Origin of the sequence: Sorangium sp. So ce302, from assembly GCF_051530145.1 — a bacterium.
Lineage (GTDB): Bacteria > Myxococcota_A > Polyangia > Polyangiales > Polyangiaceae > Sorangium > Sorangium cellulosum_B.
Map to the genome: position 1 here is coordinate 2,509,197 of NZ_CP150326.1, position 23,188 is coordinate 2,532,384.

The 23,188-nt window shown below is 72.8% G+C and carries 19 protein-coding genes, 1 tRNA gene and 1 pseudogene; 11 read left to right on the top strand and 10 right to left on the bottom strand.

What is annotated here, in order from left to right; all coding sequences use genetic code 11:
* Positions 1 to 47 precede the first annotated feature (47 nt).
* The 3 genes from WME73_RS09765 to smc all read right to left on the bottom strand — a co-directional run bounded on the left by WME73_RS09765 (position 48) and on the right by smc (position 6,034).
* Entirely contained in the window at positions 48 to 1,697 is a 1,650-nt protein-coding gene (locus WME73_RS09765) for an ATP-binding protein (protein WP_437915485.1), read from the bottom strand.
* A gap of 174 nt (positions 1,698 to 1,871) precedes the next feature.
* Complete coding sequence (locus WME73_RS09770) at positions 1,872 to 2,432, bottom strand: hypothetical protein (protein WP_437745196.1); 561 nt, start codon at positions 2,430 to 2,432, stop codon at positions 1,872 to 1,874.
* Positions 2,429 to 6,034 carry a chromosome segregation protein SMC gene (smc, locus tag WME73_RS09775; protein ID WP_437745197.1) on the bottom strand — a complete coding sequence of 1,202 codons (3,606 nt, stop codon included), beginning with the start codon at positions 6,032 to 6,034 and terminating at the stop codon, positions 2,429 to 2,431. The genes WME73_RS09770 and smc overlap by 4 nt, the downstream gene beginning before the upstream one ends.
* A gap of 263 nt (positions 6,035 to 6,297) precedes the next feature.
* Between smc and WME73_RS09780 the strand changes: the two genes are divergently transcribed.
* From WME73_RS09780 to WME73_RS09790, 3 genes are all read left to right on the top strand, one after another.
* Positions 6,298 to 6,636 (top strand): FmdB family zinc ribbon protein, encoded by a 339-nt coding sequence (locus WME73_RS09780; RefSeq protein ID WP_437745198.1) that lies wholly within the window; start codon positions 6,298 to 6,300, stop codon positions 6,634 to 6,636.
* 123 nt (positions 6,637 to 6,759) lie between these two features.
* The gene (locus WME73_RS09785) at positions 6,760 to 7,854 is read left to right on the top strand and encodes a bifunctional chorismate mutase/prephenate dehydratase (RefSeq protein WP_437745199.1); all 1,095 of its coding nucleotides are present in this window, start codon (positions 6,760 to 6,762) and stop codon (positions 7,852 to 7,854) included.
* On the top strand, positions 7,854 to 8,891 hold the full coding sequence (locus tag WME73_RS09790; protein ID WP_437915486.1) for a hypothetical protein: 1,038 nt from the start codon (positions 7,854 to 7,856) through the stop codon (positions 8,889 to 8,891). The genes WME73_RS09785 and WME73_RS09790 overlap by 1 nt, the downstream gene beginning before the upstream one ends.
* 1 nt (position 8,892) lies before the next feature.
* On the opposite strand, the gene WME73_RS09795 is transcribed toward WME73_RS09790, so the two are convergent.
* Complete coding sequence (locus tag WME73_RS09795; RefSeq protein WP_437915487.1) at positions 8,893 to 11,616, bottom strand: ATP-dependent RNA helicase; 2,724 nt, start codon at positions 11,614 to 11,616, stop codon at positions 8,893 to 8,895.
* An 89-nt stretch (positions 11,617 to 11,705) separates the two neighbouring features.
* Between WME73_RS09795 and WME73_RS09800 the strand changes: the two genes are divergently transcribed.
* Positions 11,706 to 13,310 (top strand): amidase family protein, encoded by a 1,605-nt coding sequence (locus WME73_RS09800; RefSeq protein WP_437915488.1) that lies wholly within the window; start codon positions 11,706 to 11,708, stop codon positions 13,308 to 13,310.
* A 149-nt stretch (positions 13,311 to 13,459) separates the two neighbouring features.
* On the opposite strand, the gene WME73_RS09805 is transcribed toward WME73_RS09800, so the two are convergent.
* The 3 genes from WME73_RS09805 to rpsU all read right to left on the bottom strand — a co-directional run bounded on the left by WME73_RS09805 (position 13,460) and on the right by rpsU (position 15,274).
* Positions 13,460 to 13,534 (bottom strand) — tRNA-Pro (locus WME73_RS09805).
* Between the two features lie 209 nt (positions 13,535 to 13,743).
* The gene (locus WME73_RS09810; protein ID WP_437915489.1) at positions 13,744 to 14,847 is read right to left on the bottom strand and encodes a glycosyltransferase family 4 protein; all 1,104 of its coding nucleotides are present in this window, start codon (positions 14,845 to 14,847) and stop codon (positions 13,744 to 13,746) included.
* 202 nt (positions 14,848 to 15,049) lie between these two features.
* Positions 15,050 to 15,274 (bottom strand): 30S ribosomal protein S21, encoded by a 225-nt coding sequence (gene rpsU / locus WME73_RS09815; RefSeq protein WP_012234386.1) that lies wholly within the window; start codon positions 15,272 to 15,274, stop codon positions 15,050 to 15,052.
* Between the two features lie 346 nt (positions 15,275 to 15,620).
* Between rpsU and WME73_RS09820 the strand changes: the two genes are divergently transcribed.
* The 7 genes from WME73_RS09820 to rpiA all read left to right on the top strand — a co-directional run bounded on the left by WME73_RS09820 (position 15,621) and on the right by rpiA (position 20,743).
* A complete protein-coding gene (locus WME73_RS09820) occupies positions 15,621 to 16,271 on the top strand; it encodes a Fur family transcriptional regulator (protein ID WP_437745204.1) in 651 nt (216 codons plus the stop codon).
* Positions 16,272 to 16,358: 87 nt separating this feature from the next.
* Complete coding sequence (locus WME73_RS09825; RefSeq protein ID WP_437745205.1) at positions 16,359 to 16,787, top strand: rubrerythrin family protein; 429 nt, start codon at positions 16,359 to 16,361, stop codon at positions 16,785 to 16,787.
* A 169-nt stretch (positions 16,788 to 16,956) separates the two neighbouring features.
* Positions 16,957 to 18,315: a hypothetical protein gene (locus tag WME73_RS09830; protein ID WP_437745206.1), complete on the top strand. Its 1,359-nt coding sequence runs from the start codon at positions 16,957 to 16,959 to the stop codon at positions 18,313 to 18,315.
* Positions 18,316 to 18,349: 34 nt separating this feature from the next.
* Positions 18,350 to 18,925, top strand: a complete 576-nt coding sequence (locus WME73_RS09835) for a DUF3501 family protein (RefSeq protein WP_437915490.1) — start codon at positions 18,350 to 18,352, stop codon at positions 18,923 to 18,925.
* A gap of 5 nt (positions 18,926 to 18,930) precedes the next feature.
* A complete protein-coding gene (locus tag WME73_RS09840) occupies positions 18,931 to 19,374 on the top strand; it encodes an acyl-CoA thioesterase (RefSeq protein WP_437745208.1) in 444 nt (147 codons plus the stop codon).
* A complete protein-coding gene (locus tag WME73_RS09845; protein WP_437745209.1) occupies positions 19,371 to 20,018 on the top strand; it encodes a phospholipase D family protein in 648 nt (215 codons plus the stop codon). Before WME73_RS09840 ends, WME73_RS09845 begins: the two co-directional genes overlap by 4 nt.
* 26 nt (positions 20,019 to 20,044) lie before the next feature.
* Positions 20,045 to 20,743, top strand: a complete 699-nt coding sequence (gene rpiA / locus WME73_RS09850; RefSeq protein WP_437745210.1) for a ribose-5-phosphate isomerase RpiA — start codon at positions 20,045 to 20,047, stop codon at positions 20,741 to 20,743.
* A gap of 121 nt (positions 20,744 to 20,864) precedes the next feature.
* Here the strand turns inward: rpiA and WME73_RS09855 are convergent, their stop codons facing one another.
* The 3 genes and pseudogenes from WME73_RS09855 to WME73_RS09865 all read right to left on the bottom strand — a co-directional run bounded on the left by WME73_RS09855 (position 20,865) and on the right by WME73_RS09865 (position 23,122).
* Complete coding sequence (locus tag WME73_RS09855; protein WP_437917543.1) at positions 20,865 to 21,266, bottom strand: hypothetical protein; 402 nt, start codon at positions 21,264 to 21,266, stop codon at positions 20,865 to 20,867.
* 41 nt (positions 21,267 to 21,307) lie between these two features.
* Positions 21,308 to 22,156: pseudogene (locus WME73_RS09860) on the bottom strand (lyase family protein); the annotation flags it as partial.
* Positions 22,157 to 23,122, bottom strand: coding sequence for a hypothetical protein (locus WME73_RS09865; RefSeq protein ID WP_437745212.1), 966 nt, complete (start codon positions 23,120 to 23,122; stop codon positions 22,157 to 22,159).
* Positions 23,123 to 23,188 lie beyond the last annotated feature (66 nt).

The following is a 23,188-nucleotide window of genomic DNA, read 5'->3' on the forward strand; positions in this document are numbered from 1 at the left end:
CGCTCGTCAGAGGGGCGGCGACGACCTCGTCGACGCGAGCGCGCTCGTCAGCGGGCGGCGACGACCTCGTCGACCAGCGAGAGCAGCGTCGCCGCGTCGAACGGCTTCAGGAGCAGCCGGGCGTTGACCTGCTGCAGGAACGCCTTGCTGCGCTCCGTGAAGGCGCCTCCGGTCAGGAACACGACACGGCGCTGCTGCTCGGGCGCGTGCTCGGCAAGCGAAGTGTAGAAATCCATTCCCGTCATATCGGGCATCATGAGGTCGCACAGGATGGCGTCGTAGCGCTCTCCGGCGCGGATCCGGCTGAGCGCGTCGCGCGCGCTCGCGGTCGCGATCGTCTCGTGCCGTGGCTCGAGCGTCCCCGCGATCGCCCGCGTGAGCAGCGGCTCATCGTCGATGATGAGGACCCGCTGCCGCTGCGCCGCCTCCGGCGTGAGCGTGTCGAGGCTGCCGTTCTCGCACGGCCACCTCGACGCGCACGAGCCGGGCGCAGCGGAGGCGGGCGCCTCGCCGGCCGTGGCGGCGGGGAGGACGAGGCGGAACGTGCTCCCCTTGCCGGGGCGGCTGTCCACCTCGATCCGACCCCCCAGCGCCGTGACGATGGAGTGGCAGATCGCGAGCCCCAACCCGAGCCCTTCGCCAGCTTCCTTGCTCGTGTAGAACGGCTCGAAGATCCGCTCGAGCGACTCGGGCACGATCCCGGCGCCCGTGTCGCGCACCTCGACGACGACCGACCCCTCGGCGTCGCAGCGGGTCGAGAGCTCGATCTCGTTCTGCTCGGCGAGCCCCTCGGGGATGGCCTGCGCGGCGTTCACGATGAGGTTCAGGAAGGCCTGCGCGAGCCGCGGCTCGTTCGCCTGGACGGGCGGCACCTCCTGGAAGCTCCGGACGACGCGGGCGCGGTGCCGGATCTCGTTCATCGCCATGTGGACGCAGGAGTCGAGCACCCGCCGGGGGTCGACCGGCCCGCGTCGGTCCTCCTCGGCGCGCGAGAAGCTGTGGAGATCGCGCACGATGAGCCGCACCCGCTCGGCGCCCTCGCGCGCGTCCTCCAGCAGGCTCAGCACGTCGGAGAGCTCGCTCGATGGAGCGCGGCCGTCGCCGTGAGAGCGCGCCCAGGGACCGCCGCGCGCAGCGCTATTCCGGCGATCGAGCGAGCCGATGCGCCGGATGGCCGCGTCGACGTTCGTGATGACGAACGCGAGGGGGTTGTTGATCTCATGGGCGACGCCGGCGGCCAGCGTGCCGACGCTCGCCATGCGGCCGGCGCCGACGAGGCGGGCCTGCGTCTGCGCGAGCGCCTGGCGCGAGGCGGCGTCGCGCGCGGCGCGCTCGCGGACGACGGAGAGCCGCGCCCGGGGGCCCGCGCCGTCGCCGCCCGCGAGCAGGAAATCGCTCGCGCCGGCCGCGAGGATGCCGTCGATGTCCCCGTCGCGCTCGGTGATCGCGAGGACGAACACCGCATCGCCGCCGGGCTGCGCCCGCACGCGGCCGCAGAACGCGGCGGCGCTGGCGGGCTCGCTCCAGTCGACGGCGAGCACCGGCGGCGCCTCGCTCAGGCACCGCTCCAGGGCGCGCGCGGGATCGGAGGTGACGCCGACGTCCGGCACGTGACGTCGGATCAGCGCTTCGAATCGCTCGCTCGCCGCGGCGCGCCCGCGGAGGAGCAGGATGGCGGCCGGCTCCGCGCAGCCCATCGACGTCCTCTCAGCTGTCCTTCGAAGACCCGTTTCAGGAGTCCTTCGAAGATCCTTTACCGCATCTCCATCCCGGCGTGCAGGCATGGTGATCCGTTCCGCTGCGCCTGCCAGGCGCCTCGCCGGTCTCCTTCGAGCCGCGCGCCAGCCAGTCGGCTCGCCCGCTTCGCGTGGCTATCGAGGGCTGGCCGTCGCGTCGTCGTCCGGATCGCCGTCATCGGCGACCCTCGTCGCGCCGTCCGTGAGCGGCGGGTACAGGCTCTCGACGAACTTCCCGGAGAGCCGCCCCGCGAGGTGTGCATCCATCCGCGCCAGCGCCTCGCGCAGCCGATCGATCTCGGCCGAGAGCGCTGCCTTGAGCGGCTGGCGCTGCGCCTGTTCCATCCAGGCGAGCTCCACAAGCGCTTCCTCAAGGTGCGCGCGCGCCGCACCGCCCGCCTCGCCCGCCTCGGGTTCTCGGACCAGATACTCCGCGACGCGCACGCGCCCGCGGTAGCGGACCCGCATCCGCTCGAGGAAATCCCGGTACGGCTTCACCGCCCCGCTGAGCGCCTGCACCGCCGCCGCGAGCGCGCTCGCCTCGCTCTGGAGCGCCTCGCGATCGGCGCCGGAGAGCGCCGGGTTGTGCTCGACGTGGGCCTCGAGCGTCGCCAGCACCTCCCGGGCCCAGCGGAGGTGCCGGAGCCCCGAGGCGCCGCGCGACAGGCGCCGCCCGGCCCCCCCGTCCGCGCTCACGCCACCGCCGCCGCCGGCGCCGCCTCGCGCTCCGGGCGCTTCGCCGTCTCGTTGATCTTCACGCTGACGAGCTTCGAGACGCCGGGCTCCTGCATCGTCACGCCGTAGAGCACGTCGACCGACTGCATCGTGCGCTTGATGTGCGTGATGAGGATGAACTGCGAGTGGCTCGTCATGCTCCGGATCCCCTCGTTGTAGCGGGCCACGTTCGCCTCATCGAGCGGCGCGTCGACCTCGTCGAGGATGCAGAACGGCGACGGCTTGAACTGGAAGATCGCGAAGATGAGCGACACCGCGGTGAGCGCCTTCTCGCCGCCGCTCATGAGCTCGATGTTCCCGAGCTTCTTGCCCGGCGGCTGCGCGAGGATCTCGATCCCCGTCTCCAGCATGTCGTCGGGGTTCGTCAGCCTGAGCTCCGCCTGCCCTCCGCGGAACATCTTGGGGAACAGCGCCTTGAAGCGCGCGTTGATGCCGTCGTACGTCGTCTTGAAGAGCCGCTTCGACTCGCGGTTCATCTGGGCGATCGCCTTCTCGAGGTCGTCGAGCGCCTTCTCGAGATCGGCCTTCTGGCTCGAGTAGTACGTGTACCGCTCCTCGGCCTCGGCGTGCTCGCGCACGGCGTCGAGGTTGACGGGGCCCATGCGGTCGAGCAGCTCCGTCAGCTCCTGGATGCGCGCGCGGTGCGAGGCGTCGGCGGGCGGCCGCTTGTGGTAGTCGCCGACCACGCGGGCGAGCTCCAGCCCGCGGAAGCGCTCGCGCACCCCCTCGATGAGGTGGTCGTGCTCGACCCGCAGCCGCTCCAGCGCGAGCTCGTGCTTGCGGAGCCGCTCCGACACCTCGGCCAGCTCCTGCCGCAGCCCGCGCAGGTCGGCCTCGCGCACCCCGTGCGCCTGCCGCGCCTCGTCCAGCGAGCGCCGCGCCTCGGTCAGCGCGGCCTGCGCCGCGTGCGCCTCGGCGACGGCGCGGACCAGCGCCTCGCGCGCGATCATGATCGTCGCCGCGGCCTTCCCCGCGCCCACGGCGCTCTCCGTCCGCTCCTGGTCGAGCCGGGCGATCCGGCCCCGGAGCTCGTTGCATGACCGCGTGAGCCGCTCGACCGTGCCCCGCGCCGCCGCGGCGCGCTCGCGCACGCGCGCGAGCTTCACCTTGCGCTCGGTCACGACCGACTGCTGCCCGAGCACCCGCTCGCGCCACTCGGCCGCGACCTGCTCGGCGTGCTCGAGGCCGGCCGCCGCCGCCTCGCGCGCCGCTCGCCCCGCCTCGAGCTTGTCGCGAGCCGCTTGCTGCTCGCTCCCGCCGGCGTCGAGGTTGTCGGCGAGGTCCTCGAGCTCGGAGCGCACCACGCCCTCGCGCTTCTGCGCCGCGGCGAGCTGCTCCTCCGCCCGGCGGAGATCCTTCTCGGCCGTCACGAGGGCGAGCTCTCCCTCGTGCGCCTCGCTCCGCGCCCGCTCCAGCGCCGTCCCCACCTCGGTGATGCGCAGGCGGAGCTTCTGCTGCGCGTCGAGCAGCGCCGTCACCTCCTCCGACTTGGTCGCGACGAACTCGTGCAGCGCGCGCATCTCCCGCTTCTGCTCGATCATGCCGGCCGCGACCGCGTCGCCCGAGCCGCCGCTCACCACGCCGTCCTCGCGGAGGACGGTGCCGTCGAGCGTCACGAGCGTGCACCCCGCGCCCTCCGCCGCGAGCCGCGCCGCGACCTCGGCGGAGGCGACGACCACCGCGTCCCCCACGAGCGCGCGCGCCAGCGCCTCGTCCTCGGGGGCGAAGACGAGCCGGTCCACGAGCGGCCCGAGCACGCCCTCCCCGCGCGGCGGCCGCCGCGCCGCGCCGGCCACGAACGAGGGCCGCGCCGCGATCACGCTCGCCCGCCCGCGGTTGTTCTTCGACAGATCCGCGAGCAGCGCGATCCCGCGCTCGACGTCGCTCACGACCGCGCACTGCAGCCGGTCCCCGAGCAGCCCCGCGAAGGCCGCTGTCAGCTCGGCCGGCGCCTCGATCCGGTCGGCCACGAGCCCGAGCAGCGCCGGGTCCTTGGTCTTGAGGAGGTTCTTCACCCCGGCGCCGACGCCCTCCAGCCGCGCGTGCAGCTCCTCGAGCGCGCGGAGCCGGTTGCGCCGCTGCCCGAGCTCGTTCTTTGCGTGCTCCACGGCGCGGTCGCTCGATACCGCCTGCTCGCGCAGCGCCTTCATCTCTGCGTCGAGCCGCGTCCGCTCCTCCGCCGAGATCCGCTTCCCGTCGGCGAGCTCCGCCACGTTGCGCGTCAGCGACGAGCGCCGCCGCTCGAGCTCCTCCGACTCGTACATCAGCCGCCCGAGCTCGTCCTCGAGCTTCGCCCGCCGCTGGCTCATCTCCGTCATGCGCCGATCGAAGCCGGCGAGCGACGCCTCGGCGGCCGCGACCGCCGCGGTGGCCTCGGCGGCCCGTCGGCGCAGGGCGGCGACCTCGTGCTCGGCGGTCCGCTCTCCGTGGCGCAGCTCCTCGAGCCGCTCGTGCTGCTCGAGCGCGAGCTCGCTCTCCCGCGCCTCTTCCTCGTCGACGCCGGCGAGCTGCGCCTCGAGCTGCGCCTTCTCTGCGCTGAGCTCCTCGACCGTCTTCTCGAGCTCCCCCTGCTCCTTGGCCGCGGTGACGAGCCGCTCCTCGAGGTGCCGCAGGCGGTCGCGCGCCCGCGCGATCTCCGCCTCGTGGGTGCGCACCTGGTTGTCGGCCGCGAACGCCTCGTTCTGCGCGCGCTCGGCCCGCTCCTCACAGGCGAGGGCCTCGAGCCGGGTGACCTCGATCTCGGCCTCGCGCGCCGAGAGCGCGGTGCGCGACGCCTGCTCGCGCTCCGCGTGCGCGGCCCTGCCGAGCGACTCGTGCTGCGTGAGCACCGTGATCTCGAGGAGCTTGTGCGACGCCTCGTGGAGCACGAGGTCCTCCAGCTCCTTGCGGTAGTTGACGTACCGCTCGGCCTTGGCCGCCTGGCGCTTCAAGGACGCGAGGTTCCGCTGGATCTCGGAGACGATGTCCCCCACGCGGAGCAGGTTCTGCCGCGTCTGGTCCATCTTCTGCTCGGCCTGCTTCTTCCTGGCCTTGTATTTCGTGATGCCGGCGGCCTCCTCGATGAGCATTCGCCGGTCCTCGGGGCGCGCCGAGACGATGAGCCCGATCTTTCCCTGCTCGATGATGGAGTAGGCCTTCGTGCCGACGCCGGTGCCGAGGAAGAGGTCGGTCACGTCCTTGAGCCGGACCTGGGTCTTGTTGATGAGGTACTCGCTCGTCCCGTCGCGGAAGAGCCGGCGCGTCACCGCGATCTCCGCGTAGTCCCGGTACTCCAGCGGCAGCTGTGACGCCGCCGTCGGCTCGCTGTTGTCGAAGGTGAGCGTCACCTCGGCCATCCCGTGCTGGGCGCGGGTCTCGGAGCCGTTGAAGATGACGTCCGACATCGACTTGCCGCGCAGGTGCTTCGCGCTCTGCTCCCCGATCGCCCACCGGATGGCGTCGACGATGTTCGACTTGCCGCAGCCGTTGGGACCGACGATGCCCACCACGTCCGTATCGAAATGGACCACCGTCCGGTCGACGAACGATTTGAACCCGCTGATCTCGAGCTTACGAATGCGCATGACGTCCCCGGGACCGGCCGGGCGGGCTTAAACGTATCGTCACAGCACGCCACGTACCGTCACAACTGGCGTCTCGGGGTCTACGTGGGCTGGCGCCGCGCGGCAAGAGCGGAATCCTGGCTCCTCACGCGCACCGAGGACCAGGTCTTGCGCATCCCGCTGGTGCAGCGATGTCCGAAGCGCAAGGTGTGCTTCTGGCAGCCGCCTTGACAGGTGGCTAACGTGGCCATACTCCTCGGGTTGTTCCGAGGAGTAGAAACGTCATGCCCACTTACGAGTACGCCTGCACATCTTGCGCGCATGAATGGGAGGCCGAGCAGTCCATCAAGGAGGCCGCGCTCTCGGAGTGCCCGTCGTGCCTCAACGCGACAGCCCGGCGACAGATCTCGCGCGGCACGGGATTCATCCTCAAGGGCAGTGGCTGGTACTCCGACCTCTACTCCTCGGGGTCGAACAAGCCGCCCGCGAAGTCGGACGGGGGGTCGGGCAGCTCCTCAGGGTCGGAGGGGGCGAGCTCGGACTCCGGGTCGAGCAGCGCCTCGCCGGCGGGCGGCAACACCAAGAGCGACTCCAGCGCGTCGTCCGCCTCCGCGGCGGCCTGACGCCAACTCGGCGAGCAGCGACGGGGGTGTGGCCAGCGCGGCGCAGCGCGCGGTGGCGCCGTCGTGGTGCGCCGGTAGTGCTGCGTGCCCACCGGCGCCGGGCGCGGTGCTAGGGTGCCCTGGATGGATGAGAGAAAGCGACTTGAGGAGCTCCGCCGGCAGCTCACGGAGCTGGATCAAGAAATCCTTCGCAGCATCGAGCGGCGGGCTCGCATCGCGCACGAGCTTGCCAAGTTGAGGACAGGCACGGCCCGGTTCGCCCCCACGGCCGACGCAGCCCACATGCAGGCGCTCGAGCGCGCCGCGACGCCGCCGTTCCCGCAGCGCGCGGTGCGGCCGATCTTCGTCGCCATCGACGCGGCCTCGCGCGCGTTCGAGGTCGCGCCCCGGGTGGCGTACCTGGGGGCCGAGGGCGACTATGGCTGGACCGCGGCGCACGATCACTTCGGGATCGGAGGCGAGTTCGTCCGCGCCGACAGCCCCCTCGCCGCCATCGAGGAGGTCGCGCGCTCGCGCGCAGACTTCGCGGTGGTCCCGTACGAGTCGTTCAAGGAAGGGCCGATCTTCCCGACGATCCAGGCGATCGGCGGCGCCGATCTCAAGGTGGTCGGCGAGCGCCAGCTGGTGCAGGCGCTCGACCTCGTGAACCGGACGGGCAACCTCGCCGACGTCGAGCGGGTGTACTCCTCTCCTCAGGACCACGTGGCCTGCGTGAACTACCTCGAGCTCCAGCACCCGCGCGCGCTGGTGCTCGACGTGCGGGGCCCGCAGGCCGCCTGGGATCTCGCGGCGGAGAACGAGGGCAGCGCCGCCATCGTCCCCCGCGGCTTCGCGGGCGGGCAGGAGCTCAGGGTCGCCCGCGAGAACGTCGGCGACGAGGGGGAGCTCCGGATCCGCTACGCGGTGCTGTCCCGGCTCCCGTCGCCGCGCTCGGGCCACGACGCCACGGCGGTCCTCTTCAGCGTCCACGATCGGCCCGGCGGGCTCCACGACATCCTCCAGCACTTCAAGGAGCGCAGCTGCAACCTCCGGCGGGTCCACTCCCGCCCCGTGCCCGGCGAGGGCTGGGACTACGTGTTCTACGTGGAGGTCAGCGGACACACGACCGATCGGGCGCTCGTCGCGGCGCTCGAGGGCGTGAAGCGCGAGACGAAGATGCTGAAGATCATCGGCTCCTTCCCGCTGGAGCGCCCCGACCCGCCGCACGAGCGAGCTTGATGGCGAGCGTGATGGTGCGGACGCTGTTCCATTCCCGAGGCGCTGCCGCCCTGCGCCGCGCGGCGGGCGCGATCGCGATCGCGGCGCTCGCCCTCCAGGCGCTCGGCGGCTGCGGCGGCGCCGACGACAGCCTCGCGCTGGTCGGCGGAGAGAAGATCGACGCGACGGCGATCGATCGCGACCCCCTGGCCGTCCTTCCGAGCGGCGCGGTGATGCTCGGATACCTCGACCCGGCGGCCATGTTCACGTCCGGCCTGGGAGGCGAGGTCAACCAGATCGTCACGAGCCTGCTCCCGCTGGGCCCCGAGTCGAACTTCGTCCCGTCGCGCGACATCGTGAAGGTCTACGGCGGTCTCTATGCCATGCAGGGCGCGGACTTCTGCGCCGTGATGCAGGGCAACTTCGACGTCGACGCGATCCGCCGCTCCGCCGACGCCAGGTCGGTCACCGTGATCGGCGCGCCGCTCGTGAAGACGCGCTACGCGGACAACGATCTCTTCACGGCCGGCAACGTCGGCTTCGTCGTGCTCACGCCGCACACGATCCTCACCGGCAACGAGACCGGGATGCGGCGGGCCCTCGATCGGCTCCGCTCCGGCAAGCTGACGCGCTCCGTGCCTTCGTGGATGGTCGAGCTGCTCGGGACCAAGGGAGCGTCGTTCGCCGTGGCCGGCGACCTCTCGAGCCAGGCGGCGGTCGCGTCTGCGGCGGGGCAGTTCCCCTTCCTCGCGGGGCTCCAGTACGTGCGCGTCATCGGCAACTTCCAGCCGCCCGGGGTCAACTTCGCCGGCGCCCTCACGTACACGGACCCGCAGAGCGCGGCGAACGGCGCGGTCGCGCTTCGCAACCTCGAGCAGATCGCCAGGATCGCGACCCTGCTCTCCTCGTGGGGCTTCGGCTACGGCTCGGTCCCTCCGATGCAGGTCGCGCAGCGCGAGAGCGACGTCGCGTTCACGCTGCCCCTCGGCGAGGGGATCGTGCGCATGCTCCTCCGCACGGTCGCCGACACGGTGCGGAGCGTGGCGCTCGTGCGCTGACTCAAGCCTTGCGGAGCGGCGCGCGCGAGGGCGGCGCGGCGTGGGCGGGGTCGTCCGGCCACGCGTGCTTCGGGTAGCGGCGGCGGAGCTCCTTCGCGATGGCCGGATAGTGGCGCGCCCAGAACCCCGACAGATCGGTCGTGACCTGCACGGGGCGCTGGTTCGGCGCGCACAGGTGCAGCACGACAGGCACCCGGCCACCGGCGACGCGCGGCCCCTCCGCCATGCCAAAGAAGTCCTGCAGCCGGGACGCGAGCGACGGCGGCGCGCCCGCCGTGTACTCGAGGCGCGCCCGCCGGCCGCCGGGCAGGACGATCGACTCGGGGGCGAGCTCGGCGAGCGCTCGCGCCTTCGCGGGGCCCAGCGAGGCCTGCACGGCGCTCGAGAGGTCGGCGTCGCGGAGCTCGGCGAAGCTCCTGCGCCCGTCGCAGAGCGCCTCGAGCGCGGCGAGCACCGCGTCCTCGCCCACGTCGGGTAGCGCTGCGTCGGGGCAGTGCGCGCGCGCGAACGCGACCCGCAAGAGCCAGCTATCGAGGGCGTCGCCCTTCACGAACGCTCGCCACCCCTTCGCTCTCGCCTGCGCCGCGAGCTCCCGCGCCGCCGCTTCCGCCAGCGGACCGCTGGCGCCGGCGGCCGGCCGCGCCTCGTCGAGCACGAGGGCGTCGTACGACAGCCGGCGAACGACCTCGACGCGCTCCGCGGCGGCGTTCCACGTCGCCTCCGTCGTGTCCCGGATCGCGTCCGTGAAGAGGTCGAGCAGCCAGTCGGCCTCGATCGCGCTCGCCGCCCGGACGACCGTGCGCGCCGAGCGGCCCTCGCTGCGCTCCTCGATGTCGACCGCGACCACGAGATCGACCTCGTCGATGACGCTCGCCTCGGAGAGCGCGGCCGTCCCGCCGGCGGCGAGCACGACCTCCCGTCCGGTCCGACCCGTCGCGCTGGTCGGCCGGCGGAGGCGCCCGACCCGGTCGGGGTATCCGGAGAGGATCGCGATGCGCTGGGCGAGCTCGCGCGCCTCGACGGTCTCCGGCGGCGCGGCGCTCCGGTGATCGGCGAGCCGCGAGAGCTGCTTGCGCGTTCGCTCCACGATGAGCGCGCGCGCCGGGTCCACGCCCAGCCACCGCAGGCGGTCCGCCGCGAACCGCGCGCGATCCGCCTCCTCGAAGGCCTGGAGCGCGGCGAGCAGGTCGGAGCTGTGCCGCGCGTCGCTCCTCCGACCATGGGGCTCCCGCGCGCCCGACGGCGCGCCGAGGTCGCGCTCCGCGACGAGCGCCGCGAGCGTGCACCCGTCGCCGGCGACGCCTCGCCGCTCGGCCTCGACGATCATCCGCGCCTGACGCGGATGCGCCGGGAAGCGAAGCATACGCCGTCCGGTCGGCGTCACGCGCCGCCCCTCGTCGAGCGCGCCGAGCCGCACGAGCAGCGCCTCGGCCGCGGCGAGCCCGGCGGCGGGCGGCGCCTCCAGCCACCCGAACGCCTCGAGATCCGTGACCCCGGCGGCGCAGAGCTCGAGCACCGTCTCCGCGAGGTCGAGCCGGCGGATCTCGGGCGCCTCGTGCTCCGGCCGCGAGGCGAGATCCCCGCGCGTGTAGAGCCGGAGGCAGCGGCCGGGCCGCGTCCGCCCGGCGCGCCCCGCGCGCTGCGCCGCGGAGGCGCGGGCGATGGGCGCGACGCGGAGCGTCGGCAACCCCGACCACGGCGCGTGCGCGGCCACGCGCGCGAGGCCGCTGTCGACGACCGCGACGACACCATCGATGGTCACGGAGGTCTCGGCCACGTTGGTCGAGAGGATGATCTTTCGCCGATCCGCGGGGCGCACCGCGCGGTCCTGCTCGGCCGCGGACAGCGAGCCGTGGAGCGGCAGGAGCAGCAGGTCCTCGCTCTTCGCGATGGCTGCGCACGCTTCCATCGCCCGCCTGATCTCCGCGGAGCCGGGCAGGAACACAAGCACGTCACCGTCGAGCCCCTCCTCGATGAGCTGCCGCACCGACGACGCGACAAGGCTCTCGAGCGTCCTGTCGCCCCAGTGCGCCGGGGCGCGGCGGTCGCCCGCGGCGTGGGTCGACGGGCTCACCCGGGCGCTCGGCAGGTACTCGATCGCGACGTCGAACATCCGCCCCTCGGCGCGCAGGGTCGGCGCCACCGAGGCTCCCGCCGCTGTGGTTTCGTGGCCGCGCTCGGCCTCGGCCGCCGGGGCGGGCTGCGCCTCCGGCCCGCCGAGGAACGCCGCGATCGGCCCGGCGTCGAGCGTCGCGGACATCACCACGAGGCGGAGATCGGGCCGCGCGCCGCGCTGCAGGCGCCGGAGCAGCGCGAGCGCGACGTCGCCGGCGAGGTGCCGCTCGTGGAACTCGTCGAGCACCACGGCGCTCACGCCCCGGAGCTCGCGATCGACGAGGAGCCGCCGCGTCAGCACGCCCTCGGTCACGAAGCGGACGCGCGTGGCCGGGCTGGACGCCTCCTCGAAGCGCATCGTGTAGCCCACGGTCTCGCCCACGCGCTCGCCGAGCTCTTCGGCCACGCGCCGCGCGGACAGGCGCGCCGCGAGCCGCCGCGGCTCGAGCACCAGGATCTCGCCGCGCTCCGCGAAGCCCGCGTCGAGCAGCGCGCGCGGCACGCGCGTCGTCTTGCCCGCCCCGGGCGGGGCCTCGAGCACCACGCTCGGGCGCGCGCGCAGGGCGGCGCAGAGATCGGGGAGGATCGGATCGATCGGCAGCGGCTGCATGGCTTCGGCGCTCTCCGCGCGATGGGCGCGCGGCAGCGCAGCCTAGCAATCCTTGGCGCGCGCGGACCTGTGATACTCGTCGAATTGCCGTGAGCGCATCGACCGATCCGACCCATCTTTCAGCGACCGCGCTCGCCACGCTCCTGGCGGCGCGCGAGATCAGCTCCGAGGAGCTCACGCGGGCGCACCTGGCGCGCATCGAGGCGCTCGAGCCGCGGCTCCGCGCCTTCACCTTGGTGCTCCGCGACGAGGCGCTCGCGGCCGCCCGCGGCCTCGACGAGGAGCGCCGTCGCGGGGACATCCGCGGCCCGCTCCACGGGCTCCCGATCACCGTGAAGGAGTCGCTCGACATGGCCGGCATGGCCTCCACGCTCGGCGTCGCCTCCCGCAGGGGGCATCGGGCGACCAGCGACGCGACGGTGACCGCGCTGCTCCGACGCGCGGGGGCCGTGATCCTCGGGCGCACGAACGTCTCGCAGCTGCTCCTGTACAACGAGGCGCGCAACCCGCTCTTCGGGCAGACGGCGAACCCGTGGAGCCTCGATCACAGCCCGGGCGGCTCGTCCGGCGGCGAGGCGGCCGCCATCGCGGCGGGGATGTCGCCGCTCGGCATCGGAACGGACATCGGCGGCAGCATCCGCGTCCCCGCGCACTGCTGCGGCATCGTCGGCCTCAAGCCCACGCTCGATCGCTGGACCAACAAGGGGAGCAACACGGCGCTCCTCGGACAGGAGGCGATCCGCGCGCAAATCGGGCCGATGGCCAGGAGCGCCCGCGACCTCGCGCTCGTCATGTCCGAGCTCGATCCCGCGTCGATGGCGGAGCTCGACGTGCGCGTGCCGCCGCTCCCGATGGTCGAGCCAGCGAGCGTCGAGGTGGCGCGCCTGCGCGTCGGGTTCTACTGCGACGACGGGCTGGTGCCTCCCTCGACCGCCGTCGCCCGCGCGGTCGCGAAGGCGGCGTCGGCCCTGCGCGCGCGGGGCGCGACGGTCGTGCCGTTCACGCCGCCCGGGATCCCCGACGCGGTCTACGCGTACTTCGCGGCGCTCTCGGCGGACGGCGGCGCGACGGCGCTGTCGCTCCTCGACGCCGGCGAGGACGGCAGCAAGGCGACGGACATCGACGTCTCGCTCCGCTCGCTCCGCACGATGGCCTCGCTCCCGCCGTTCGCGCGCCGCGCCGCCGCGCGCGTCGCTGGTCTCGCGGGCGAGCGGCGGCTCCAGCGTCTCCTCGAGGTCACCGGGCCGAAGTCGGTCTCGGAGTTCTGGCGCACCACGCACGCCCTGCGCGAGGCGCGCGCCGCGATCGCGTCGGCGATGCGCGCCGAAGCGCTCGACCTGCTGCTCTGCCCGCCGTACGCCACGCCGGCCCTGCCGCACGCCGCGTCGCGCGACTTCGTCCTCGCGGGCAGCGCCGCGATGCTGTGGAACCTCACGCAGTTCCCGGCTGGCGTCGTCCCCGTGACCCGCGTGCGGCCCGAGGAGGCGCGCCGCGAGCGGCCGCGCGACCGGCTAGAGAAGCGGGCCGCCGAGGTCGATGCGAAGAGCGTGGGCCTGCCCGTCGGGGTGCAGGTGGTCGGCTTCCCCTTCACCGAGCACCTGGTGATGGCCGCCATGATCGCCATCGAGGACGAGCTCGCCGGCGAGGCCGATCGGCCCGCCACGCCTGTCTCACCGCCTTCGCTCGCCGGATGACGCGGCGAACGCCGGGAGCCGGCTGACCAGGACGACACCGGAGCTCGATGATGCCGCCGCGCGGTCGCTGTCCGGCGCGTCCACAGTCGACAAAAGCTGAAGCCCTACAAAGCCGAAAGGTCCGCCGGAGAACCTCTCCGCCGGACCAGTCGGGGCGAGTGGATTCGAACCACCGACCCCTTGACCCCCAGTCAAGTGCGCTAACCAGGCTGCGCTACGCCCCGAGCCACTCCGCCGCCACGTTTCGGTGCGGAGCGAGGGCGCACCGTAGTCGAAGCCTTGGGAATTGCAAGGGCATCGCATCGAGGATCGCAGACTCGCTCCAGACGGGGCGTTTGGCGCTGGATGCAGCCGGACGCGGGGCGCGGATCGTCCGACGAAAACGCCGGGGCTCTCCGCGCGACGTCGCGGGCGCGCGATCCGAGCGGCGCGGTCAGATGCTGCGGAGCGCGGCAGCGAGGCCCTGCGCCGTGCTGTCCGCGACGAGGATCCCGTCGTCGCACCTGGCCCATGCGACCACGTCGCCAGCGTCGCAGGCGATGACCGGCACGCCGAGCGCGCGCGCCTCGCGGATCACCGTGGGGGCGGCCTCGTGCGATGAAGGGTGCAGCAGCACGTCTGCTGCGCCGATCCATGCGAGCGCTTCCCTCCGCGGGAGCGTGCCCGTGAAGCGCACCGCCGCGTTGCCGTCGCTCGTCGCCGTGATGCCCGCGCCGCGCGAGCTCCCTGCATCGAGGTCGCCGTGGCTCGCGAGGCGCTCGAGCGCGCCGCGCTCTGGACCGTCTCCGACGACGACGAGGCGCAACCCGGGTCCTGCAGCGCGCACCGCCTCGATCGCGAGCTCGACCCGCTTCGTCGGGATCAGCCGGCACGCGACGACGGCGAGGCGCTCGCCGGGGCCCTTCACGATCTCGCGACGGAGCGCGGCAGCGCGCCCCGCCACCGGCGGCAGATCGAACACGGGGGGCTCGACGCGCGAGGCGAGGTCCAGCGCGCGAGCCTGCTCCGGAGCGAGCGAGCCTGCGAGTGCGTCGCGCAGCGCGCGCGCCGCGAAGACGAAGCGCGCGTCGCGCCGGAGGAGCGCGCCCACCACCGCGGCGCGAGCCGCGCGCGGCGCGCGGAGCAGGAGCCGGACGTCGGCGCCGTGCGCGTGCACCTCGAGCGGCGTGCGCGGAAGCGCGAGCAGGAGCGGCCACGCGCACGGGATGATCCAGTGCGCCACCGCGCGATCGACAGGCCCGATCTCACGGAGCCGCTCGAGCACGCCGGCCGCGAACGGCGCCATGGAGAGCAGCCGGAGCGGCGACTCGCGCGCGCGCGCCACGGCGCCGGGCCACGCGAACAGCGCGCCCCCGCCTGCCCGATGGACGACGAGCCGGCCGTCCCGAGAGGGTGGATCGAGGATCGAGCCGCCGGCGGCGATCACGTGGACCTCGGCGCCGCTGCGCGCGAGCGCCTCCGCCGACGACCGCACGAAATGGCCGGAGGGATCCTCTTCGCTGACCGGATAGGACGTCGTGACCACCACGGCGCGCATGGGGACCTCACCAGGCTGGACGCGGCGCGGGCGCCGCCTCCGCGTCGCTCCGGCGCGCAGCCGCGGTTGCATCCACGCTACCGGGGCAACTGCTGGACGAACAAAATGACAAGACGCAGAGCACGCCGCGGACGCTCGAATCAAGCGTCCGTGTGCGTCTTCTGCGTCTTGGCCAGCTGCTCTCGCGCGAGGGGCGGTCGCTCTATGCGACCATGTCCATCTTCGACCGCTTCCGACGGCGGCGAGCGGCCTCCGAGGCCTTCTTCCGTCGCTTCACGGACGGCTTCATGTAGTGCCGGCGGCGCTTCAGCTCGCGGAGGATCCCCTCGGCGGCCATCTTCCTCTTGAGATGCTTGATGGCGCGCTCGATACCCTTGTCGCCCACGGCGACCTCGAGCGGTTTGCACTGAATGGCGTCGGTCGGCATGTCTCGAAGCGTCCTCTGCTGGGAAAAAAACTGGCCCAGTTGGCGGGCAGAATGCAAGCCGGCGGGGGGCCGGCATCGCGGGGCGCGCACTATGGCAGAGGCCTTCTAGCCTCGCAAGACCTCCCGACGGCCGCGGAGCATGACGTCGCGGCGCGACGTCCGGGCTGTTTCGGTGGTTTCACCTGTTCCACCTGTTTCAGCTGCCCCGCCTGTTCCGCCAGGCTCGCCAAGCTCGCCTGGCTCGCCAGGTTCCGCCGAAATCTGCATCAGGCCCCGGATTTTTCGGCTGTCCGTCGGTAATTATTGGGACTTGCACCTGAGAAACTTTCTAAGTACACATCCCGCTGTGGCCACCTCGCGGACAGCTGCTGGAAAGGGGGCCGCGCCCCGCGATGTCCGGGGGCGCGCGGTCGGCTTCGAGCGCAGCGCGGTCGAGGAGGATACCCGGATCGCCTCGATGCTGGCGTGCGTGCGAGCCTCGGGGCTCAAGCTGACGCCGCAGCGCCTGGCGATCGTGCGCGAGCTCGCGGCGGATCCGACGCATCCGACGGCGCAGGAGCTGTTCGAGCGGCTCCGGCCGGCGCTGCCGACCATGAGCTTCGCCACCGTCTACAACACGCTCGACGCGCTGGCGTCCGCGGGGCTGTGCGTCGCGCTGTCGCTGTCGCCGGGCGCCTCGCGCTTCGACCCGAACATGGCGGCGCATCATCACGCGGTCTGCGATCGCTGCGGGCTCGTCCGCGATGTGCCGTGCGCGCCGGTAGGCCCATCCGCCGGGCGCTCGGACGAGATCGCCCCCGCGCCCCTCACGGCCGCGCCCGGCTTCGAGGTCCGCGCGGTCGAGCGGATCTACCGGGGGCTCTGCGCTGCCTGCGCGAAGGGCACCCGGGGTGGCGAAGGCGCGCGGGGCAAGGCGCAAGACGCCCGGCGAAGCGCGGCGAGCAGTCGACTCCGCCCTGCAGAGGCTCGAGGGGCGCGGCGCCCTGGACGTGTCTAGCGGATCCACCGCGCCGCCGAGCCGACCTGCGCGGGCACCAAGGACTCATCATCCCAGCCGTTCAACCGAAGGAAGGAGAGCGAACCCATGACAAGCAAGCAGCTTACGGGCACGAAGACGCACCAGAACCTGAAGGACGCGTTCGCCGGGGAGTCGCAGGCCAACCGCCGCTACCTGTACTTCGCAAAGGTCGCCGATGTCGAAGGTCGCCCCGATGTCGCCGGTCTCTTCAAGGACACGGCGGACGGCGAGACCGGCCACGCGCACGGCCACCTCGATTACCTCAAGCAGGCGGGCGACCCGGCGACCGGCTTGCCGATCGGCAGCACGGAGAAGAACCTGAAGGCCGCCGTCGCCGGCGAGACCCACGAGTACGAGACGATGTACCCGGGCTTCGCGAAGGAGGCCCGCGACGAGGGCTTCGACGACATCGCGGAGTGGTTCGAGACGCTCGCGAAGGCCGAGAAGTCTCACGCCGGGCGCTTCACGAAGGCGCTGCAGTCGCTCGACTTCTGAGATCGACCGACGCGAGCGCGCGAGCGCTCCGGGGCGCGCCGAACCGACGGCGACTCGACCCGGGGCGCGCGCGCCATCGCGGCCCCGAAGGCTGTCCGGCGCCGGGCCGCGCGGCGAGCCGTCCCTTCGCGCCGTACCCCATGTTGACGATGTTGAGAGGAACCGACCAGTGAGCGTCATCCGGCGTGCACCAGACCGTCCACCGGCGACCTCGCCGAACGACGAGCGATATCTCGAGCCCCGCGATCTCGAGGCCGAGCTGCGGCGGACGTTCCAGATCTGTCACGAGTGCCGCATGTGCGTCGGGTATTGCGGCTCGTTCCCCGAGCTCTTCGCGCGCGTCGACAGGGACATCGAGGCCGGCGTCGCCGAAGGCGCCGAGGCCCTCACCTACGATGACTTCAAGGCTGTCGGCGACGAGTGCTGGCAATGCAAGCTCTGCTACATCAAGTGCCCGTACACGGCCGACGAGCACGCGTACGAGCTCCTGGATTTCCCGCGCGTGCTCGCGCGAGAGCGCGCGGTGCGCGCCCAGCGGGAGGGCATCCCGCTGGTGGACAGGATCCTCGGCGAGCCGCAGCTGATCGGCGAGCTGGGCTCCGGCGCCGCCGCGCCGCTCGCGAACCTCGTGCAGGCGAGCCGCCTGCTGCGCAAGGTGCAGGAGAAGGTGACCGGGATCTCGTCGGAGTTCCCGCTCCCGGAGATGGCGCGCAGGCCGTTCTCGTCCTGGTTCGCGGAGCACGGCGCCGCGGCCGGCGCCGGCAAGCAAGGCGACGTGGTGCTCTTCGCGACCTGCTACGGCGAGTACAACACGCCCGCGGTCCCCGAGGCGGCGGTCCGCGTCCTCGAGCACAACGGCTACGCGGTGCACGTCCCTGGCTGCTCCTCGGCGGACGATCCGCGAGACACCCCTGCGGGGGCGCTGACGTGCTGCGGGATGCCGAACCTCGACGGCGGCGATCTCGCGGCCTTCAACGCGAAGGTGAAGCACAACGTCGCGCTCCTGCTGCCGCACGTGCGCAGGGGGAGGAAGATCGTCGTGATCGGCCCGACGTGCGGCTACACGATGAAGAAGGAGTGGCCGGAGTACCTGCAGACGGCGGAGGCGCGCGAGGTCGCGGCCGCGACGGTCGACATGATGGAGTTCCTCGTCCAGCTCGGCCGCGAGAAGAAGCTCAACCGCGAGTTCAAGAAGGGGCTCGGCACGATCGCGTACCACGCCGCGTGCCACCTGCGCGCGCAGAAGATCGGCTTCCCGGGCGCCAGGGTGCTCGGCGTCGTCCCCGACACGGACGTGCGCGTCATCGAGCAGTGCTCGGCGGTCGACGGCACGTGGGGGATGAAGGCGGCCCACTACGAGACCGGGCGCAAGTACGCGTCGAAGCTCGTGCGCGGCGTCGCCGGCGCGGACGTCATCGTCAGCGACTGCACCCTCGCGGGTCTCAGGATGGTCAAGGAGAACGGCGCGAAGGTGCTGCACCCGGTCGAGGCGCTCGCCCACGCGTACGGGCTCGGCCCGACGCCGTGAACCTCGGTCCGAAGTCGTCAAGGAGAGGAGCGTCATGCGTCCCATCGATCGCAACGAGGTGCTCGGGATCGGCGAATACGAGGCGATCCGCGAGCGATTCCGCAGCCGCATCATCGAGGAGAAGCGGCCCCGCCGCGTGCGGATCGGAGACCACCTGACCGCGGTGTTCGAGAACCGCGACTCGGTGCTCTTCCAGATCCAGGAGATGCTCCGCACCGAGCGCATCACGAGCGAGAGCGGCATCCTCCACGAGATCGAGACGTACAACGATCTCATCCCGGGCGCGGGGCAGCTCAGCCTGACGCTCTTCGTCGAGATCCCCGATCGAGCGCTGCGCGACCGGATGCTCATCGATCTGGTGGGCCTCGAGGACGCCGTGTCGATCGAGGTCGACGGCGTCGCCGCGCGGGCGCTCGGCAAGCGCGACGGATCGATGGAAGACCGCACGACGGCCGTGCATTACCTAAAGGCGGATCTCCCGGCCGAGGCGCAGGCCGCGATCAAGGCGAAGAAAGCGACGGTATCGCTCGTCGTCGGGCACCCGCGCTACGCGGTGAAGGCGCCGCTCGGGAGAGCGACCCTGGAGAAGCTCGCCGAGGACCTGTCCTAGCCGCGATGGTCTCCCTCGAGCGCCCGATCAAGTTCGAAGACGTCGACGCCGCGAACATCGTCTTCTTCGCGCGCTTCCTCAACTACGCGCACGAGGCGATGGAGCGGTTCTTCGCGCCGCTCGACGGAGGCTACGCCGGGCTCATCCTCGAGCGGCGGATCGGGCTGCCGGCGGTGCGGGTCGAGGCCGACTACGCGGCGCCGGTGCGTTACGGCCAGGCGCTCCGGATCGAGACGTCGATCGCCCGTATCGGCCGGCGGAGCGCCACGCTCCGGTACCGCATGCACCGCGCCCATGACGGCGTCCTGTCGGCGGAGCTACGGCACACGGTGGTGACCACCGACCTCGTGCAGCTGGTGTCGGTCCCGATGCCGGAGGACGTCCGGGCGCTGCTCAGCGCTCACCTCGAGCTCGAGCAGGCGCCCGCCAGCGCTGGTCAACGGGCGTGAGCGCGCGGCCGACGCGCCCGCGGGCGCGGGCACGCGCGAGGACCGAACCTGAGGCGAAGGCGCGATCGCTGCTGAAGCGGCGCGTCGAGCTGACGCTCCTCCGCGACAGGGCGCACTACGACGCGCTCGTGATGGGCGCCGTCGCGAACGCGCGCGTCTCCGTGTGGATCGCGACGGCCAACGTGAAGGAGCTGCGCGTGGAGGCGCCCATCGGATCGAGGGCGCGGGCGCGCGGCCGGTACATGTCGTTCCTCGACCTGCTCGACGCGCTCGCCGCCCGGGGGGTCGAGCTGCGCCTGCTGCACGCCGGTGTCCCGTCGCGCGCCTTCCGCGCCGAGCTCCGCCGGCGGCCCCGGCCGCCGATCGAGATGCGGCGCTGTCCGCGGGTCCACCTGAAGATGATCGCCGTCGACGGCGCGCTCCTCTACCTGGGCTCCGCGAACCTCACCGGCGCCGGGCTCGGGGCGAAGGGCGAGGGGCGGCGAAACTTCGAGGCGGGCGTGCTCACCGACGACGACCTCCTGCTCGACGAGATGCAGGCGACGTTCGAGGCGATCTGGACGGGCGCCGAGTGCAAGGGCTGCAAGCTCCGGCCGCTCTGCCCGGGGCCGCTCGACCAGCTCGACAAAATCCCGTTGCGCTGACGGTCCCGATGGCCGATGAGCAGCGCATGAGCACCGCGGGACCGGACCCCTCCGACCTCGATCGAATCGCCAACGCCGCGCTCGCGCGCGTGGACAGCGGGATGCTGCTCGGGCTCGGCACCGGGCGGGCGTCCGAGGCCTTCATCCGCCGCCTCGGGGAGCGCGTCCGCCGAGGGCTCCAGATCAAGGGCGTCGCCACGTCGGAGCGCTCGGAGGCGCTTGCCCGCCGCGAGAACATCCCGATGGTGTCGCTCGAGGAGGTCGAGCGCCTCCACGTCGCCGTCGACGGCGCGGACGAGGTGGCGCCCGACCTTGGCCTCATCAAGGGCCTCGGCGGCGCGCTCCTCCGCGAGCGCGTGGTCGCCTACGAAGCCGCGCAGTTCATCATCCTCGTCACGCCCGAGAAGCTCGTCGAGAAGCTCGGCTCGCGCGTGCCCATCCCCGTCGAGGTGGTGCCCTTCGCGAGCACGACGGCCACGCGGCACCTGATCGCGCTCGGGGGCAAGCCGGCGATCCGCAGGAACGCGGACGGGTATCCCTTCCAGACCGACAACCACAACTGGATCCTCGACACCGCGTTCGGCCCGATGGACGCGCCCGCAGCGGTCGACGCGCGCATCCGCAAGATCCCCGGCGTCGTCGACACGGGGCTGTTCCTCGACATGGCGACCCTCGTGCTGGTGGCGGACCCGGGCGCCGTCCGCGAGCTGACGCGTCAGCGCTAGCTCCGCGCGTCACGAATCCCGTCGGGGATCGCTGGCACGCGAGGCCAGGGAACACGGCCTTCGGGCGGGCGGCGCCAGCGCGGCGCGCGCCCGCCCATGGCGGGACCTCTGACAGGCGGAGCTAGCGCGCGTGGCGATCGAGCCTGCGGGCCAGGTCGTCCAGCGCGAGGTTGCCCGGAGCCCCGAGCGACACGCGCGCGCGGAGGCTCGCCGCGGCGTCGCCGGCCGGGAGCGCCGCGATCTCGGACGCGACCTTGCGGTAGGCCTCGCGGAAGGGGACGCCCTCCACGGCGAGCTCGACGGCGCGATCCGTGGCGAAGCACTCCGGCGTGATCGCGCGGGCCATGCGCTCCCGATCGAACGCGAGCCCCTCGACGAGCCGCGGCAAGAGGCGCGACGTCGCGAGCGCCTCGTCGAGCCCGCGCATCGTGGGGCCCTTCGTGAGCTGGAGATCGCGGTGGTAGCCCGACGGGAGCGCCACGATGGACTGCACCTCGGCGAGCGCCCCCTGACGACGGAGCACGCCGCGCGCATGAGCTCGACGACGTCGGGGTTGCGCTTCTGGGGCATGATCGACGAGCCGGTCGTGAACGCCTCCGGGAGGCGGATGAACGCGAGCTCGCTCATCGCGAACAGGCTGAGATCCCACGCGAGCCGGCGGCTCACGGCCATCACCTGCCACGCGGCGGCGAGGATCTGCGCCTCGATGATGCCGCGCGACGTCTGGGACGCGAGCGGGTTCAGCGCCACGCCGGCGAACCCGAGCTCGCGCGCGACGCCGACGCGATCGAGCGGGAGGTTCACGCCGAAGCCCGCGGCGCCCCCGAGCGGGCAGCGATCGACGAGCGCCCGCGTCGCGCGCACCACGTCGATCGCGTCGGTGAGCCCCTCGACGAACGAGGCGGCCCAGTAGCCGACGGACGACGGCACCGCCCGCTGCAGGTGCGTGTAGCCGGGCATCGGCGTCTCCGCCTCGCGCCTGGCGAGATCGAGCAGCGCGCGGGCGCCGGCCGTCGCGTTCTCGGCGAGCTCGTCCAGCGCGTCGCGCTCGTACAGGCGCGTGGCGACGAGCACCTGATCGTTGCGGCTCCGGCCGGTGTGCACCTTCTTGCCCGCGTCGCCGATGCGGGCGACCAGCGCGGCCTCGATCGCGCTGTGGCCGTCCTCGTCGTCCTCGGTGAGCCGCAGCTCGCCGGCCTCGTTCTGGGCCGCGAGCACCTCGAGCTCGCGGACGAGCGCGTCCCGCTCCGCCTCGCTGAGCACGCCGATCCGCGCGAGCCCGCGGACGTGCGCGATCGTGGCCCGCAGGTCGTACGCGAGCAGGCGCTGATCGAGCTGCCAGTCGTCGCGCGAGGTGTAACGCAGCATCTGGGCGTCGGTCGCGCCCCCTTTGTCCCACAGTCGTACGCTCATTCAGCTCCCCAGGCTCTCGTCCACGAGAGCACGGATCTCGGCAAGCTTCTTGGCCTTGCCCTCGTCCAGCGGTCGCGGCTTCGCCGCGCCGGCCGCGGGCGCGAGCTCTCGCTCGAGCTCGCGCAGCTCGTCCTCCGCCGTCCGCGCCGGCCGGCGCTTGCCGAGGCCGAGCGCGCGGGCCAACCAGCTCCTCGACTCGCCGATCGCGTAGTCGTCCGCGGCGATCCGGTCTGGCGCGGCGCGCAGCATCCGGACGAGCGCGGCGTTGGAGCTGACCCAGACGGCGGACTCGTCGAAGTGGGCGCGCGGCGTCACGTCGAGGTGCCGCGCGGCGGTCCGATCGGGCACGTCGTGCAGCCGGCAGTAGACGGCGAGCGCGAGCGCGAGCTCGTCGACCGGCATCTTGGTCGCCGAGTGCACCTGCACGCCGCCGCAGCCCTTCGCGTACAGGTAGGAGCCGTTCGTCGCGAGGACGCCGAAGCCGAGCAGCACGGCGGCGAGATCCACCGCGGGCTCGCGGTCCGACGGCGCGAGCGCGTCGAAGGCGCCGGCCTCGCTCAGGAACATGTACGCCACGGCGCGCACGAACGCCGTCGTGAGCACCGTGGGGTTGCGGAGCTCGCCCGCGGAGAGCGCGACCCGGTACCCGCCATCGCCGCGCGGGGCGACGCGCTCCAGCTTCGACTCCAGCGCCATCCCGCCGCATGCGCCGCTCGAGCAGCTCACCGTGCTGGCCTGCCCCTCGGGGGTGACCACCGCGAGCTCCACCGGGACATCCTGGAGCCCGGCGTGCTCCTGGACCCGCAGCATCAGCGCGGCCACCGTCTTTGGCGAGCCGTCGAACGCGTCCGGGAAGAACTCGGCCGTCGGCTGCACCAGCCCGCGCACCGGCTCCGCGCCGTGCTGGAGGAGCGTTGCGGTCGTACGAAGGATCCAGCGGATCTGCGGTTCGTCCGGGAGGTCCATCCAGCTACTGTATGCCACCGCTGCGCGGCGGTCGCGCGGTAGTTCCCAGGTAGCGGCAGCGGAAGG

What these genes read in the sequence shown, in the direction of transcription:
- WME73_RS09765 (WP_437915485.1), bottom strand. Translation starts at nt 1,697, where the DNA reads ATGGGCTGCGCGGAGCCGGCCGCCATCCTGCTCCTCCGCGGGCGCGCC.
- WME73_RS09795 (WP_437915487.1), bottom strand. Translation starts at nt 11,616, where the DNA reads ATGCAGCCGCTGCCGATCGATCCGATCCTCCCCGATCTCTGCGCCGCC.
- rpiA (WP_437745210.1), top strand. Translation starts at nt 20,045, where the DNA reads ATGAGCACCGCGGGACCGGACCCCTCCGACCTCGATCGAATCGCCAAC.
- WME73_RS09780 (WP_437745198.1), top strand. Translation starts at nt 6,298, where the DNA reads ATGCCCACTTACGAGTACGCCTGCACATCTTGCGCGCATGAATGGGAG.
- WME73_RS09840 (WP_437745208.1), top strand. Translation starts at nt 18,931, where the DNA reads ATGGTCTCCCTCGAGCGCCCGATCAAGTTCGAAGACGTCGACGCCGCG.
- rpsU (WP_012234386.1), bottom strand. Translation starts at nt 15,274, where the DNA reads ATGCCGACCGACGCCATTCAGTGCAAACCGCTCGAGGTCGCCGTGGGC.
- WME73_RS09835 (WP_437915490.1), top strand. Translation starts at nt 18,350, where the DNA reads ATGCGTCCCATCGATCGCAACGAGGTGCTCGGGATCGGCGAATACGAG.
- WME73_RS09865 (WP_437745212.1), bottom strand. Translation starts at nt 23,122, where the DNA reads ATGGACCTCCCGGACGAACCGCAGATCCGCTGGATCCTTCGTACGACC.
- WME73_RS09810 (WP_437915489.1), bottom strand. Translation starts at nt 14,847, where the DNA reads ATGCGCGCCGTGGTGGTCACGACGTCCTATCCGGTCAGCGAAGAGGAT.
- smc (WP_437745197.1), bottom strand. Translation starts at nt 6,034, where the DNA reads ATGCGCATTCGTAAGCTCGAGATCAGCGGGTTCAAATCGTTCGTCGAC.
- WME73_RS09790 (WP_437915486.1), top strand. Translation starts at nt 7,854, where the DNA reads ATGGCGAGCGTGATGGTGCGGACGCTGTTCCATTCCCGAGGCGCTGCC.
- WME73_RS09825 (WP_437745205.1), top strand. Translation starts at nt 16,359, where the DNA reads ATGACAAGCAAGCAGCTTACGGGCACGAAGACGCACCAGAACCTGAAG.
- WME73_RS09785 (WP_437745199.1), top strand. Translation starts at nt 6,760, where the DNA reads ATGGATGAGAGAAAGCGACTTGAGGAGCTCCGCCGGCAGCTCACGGAG.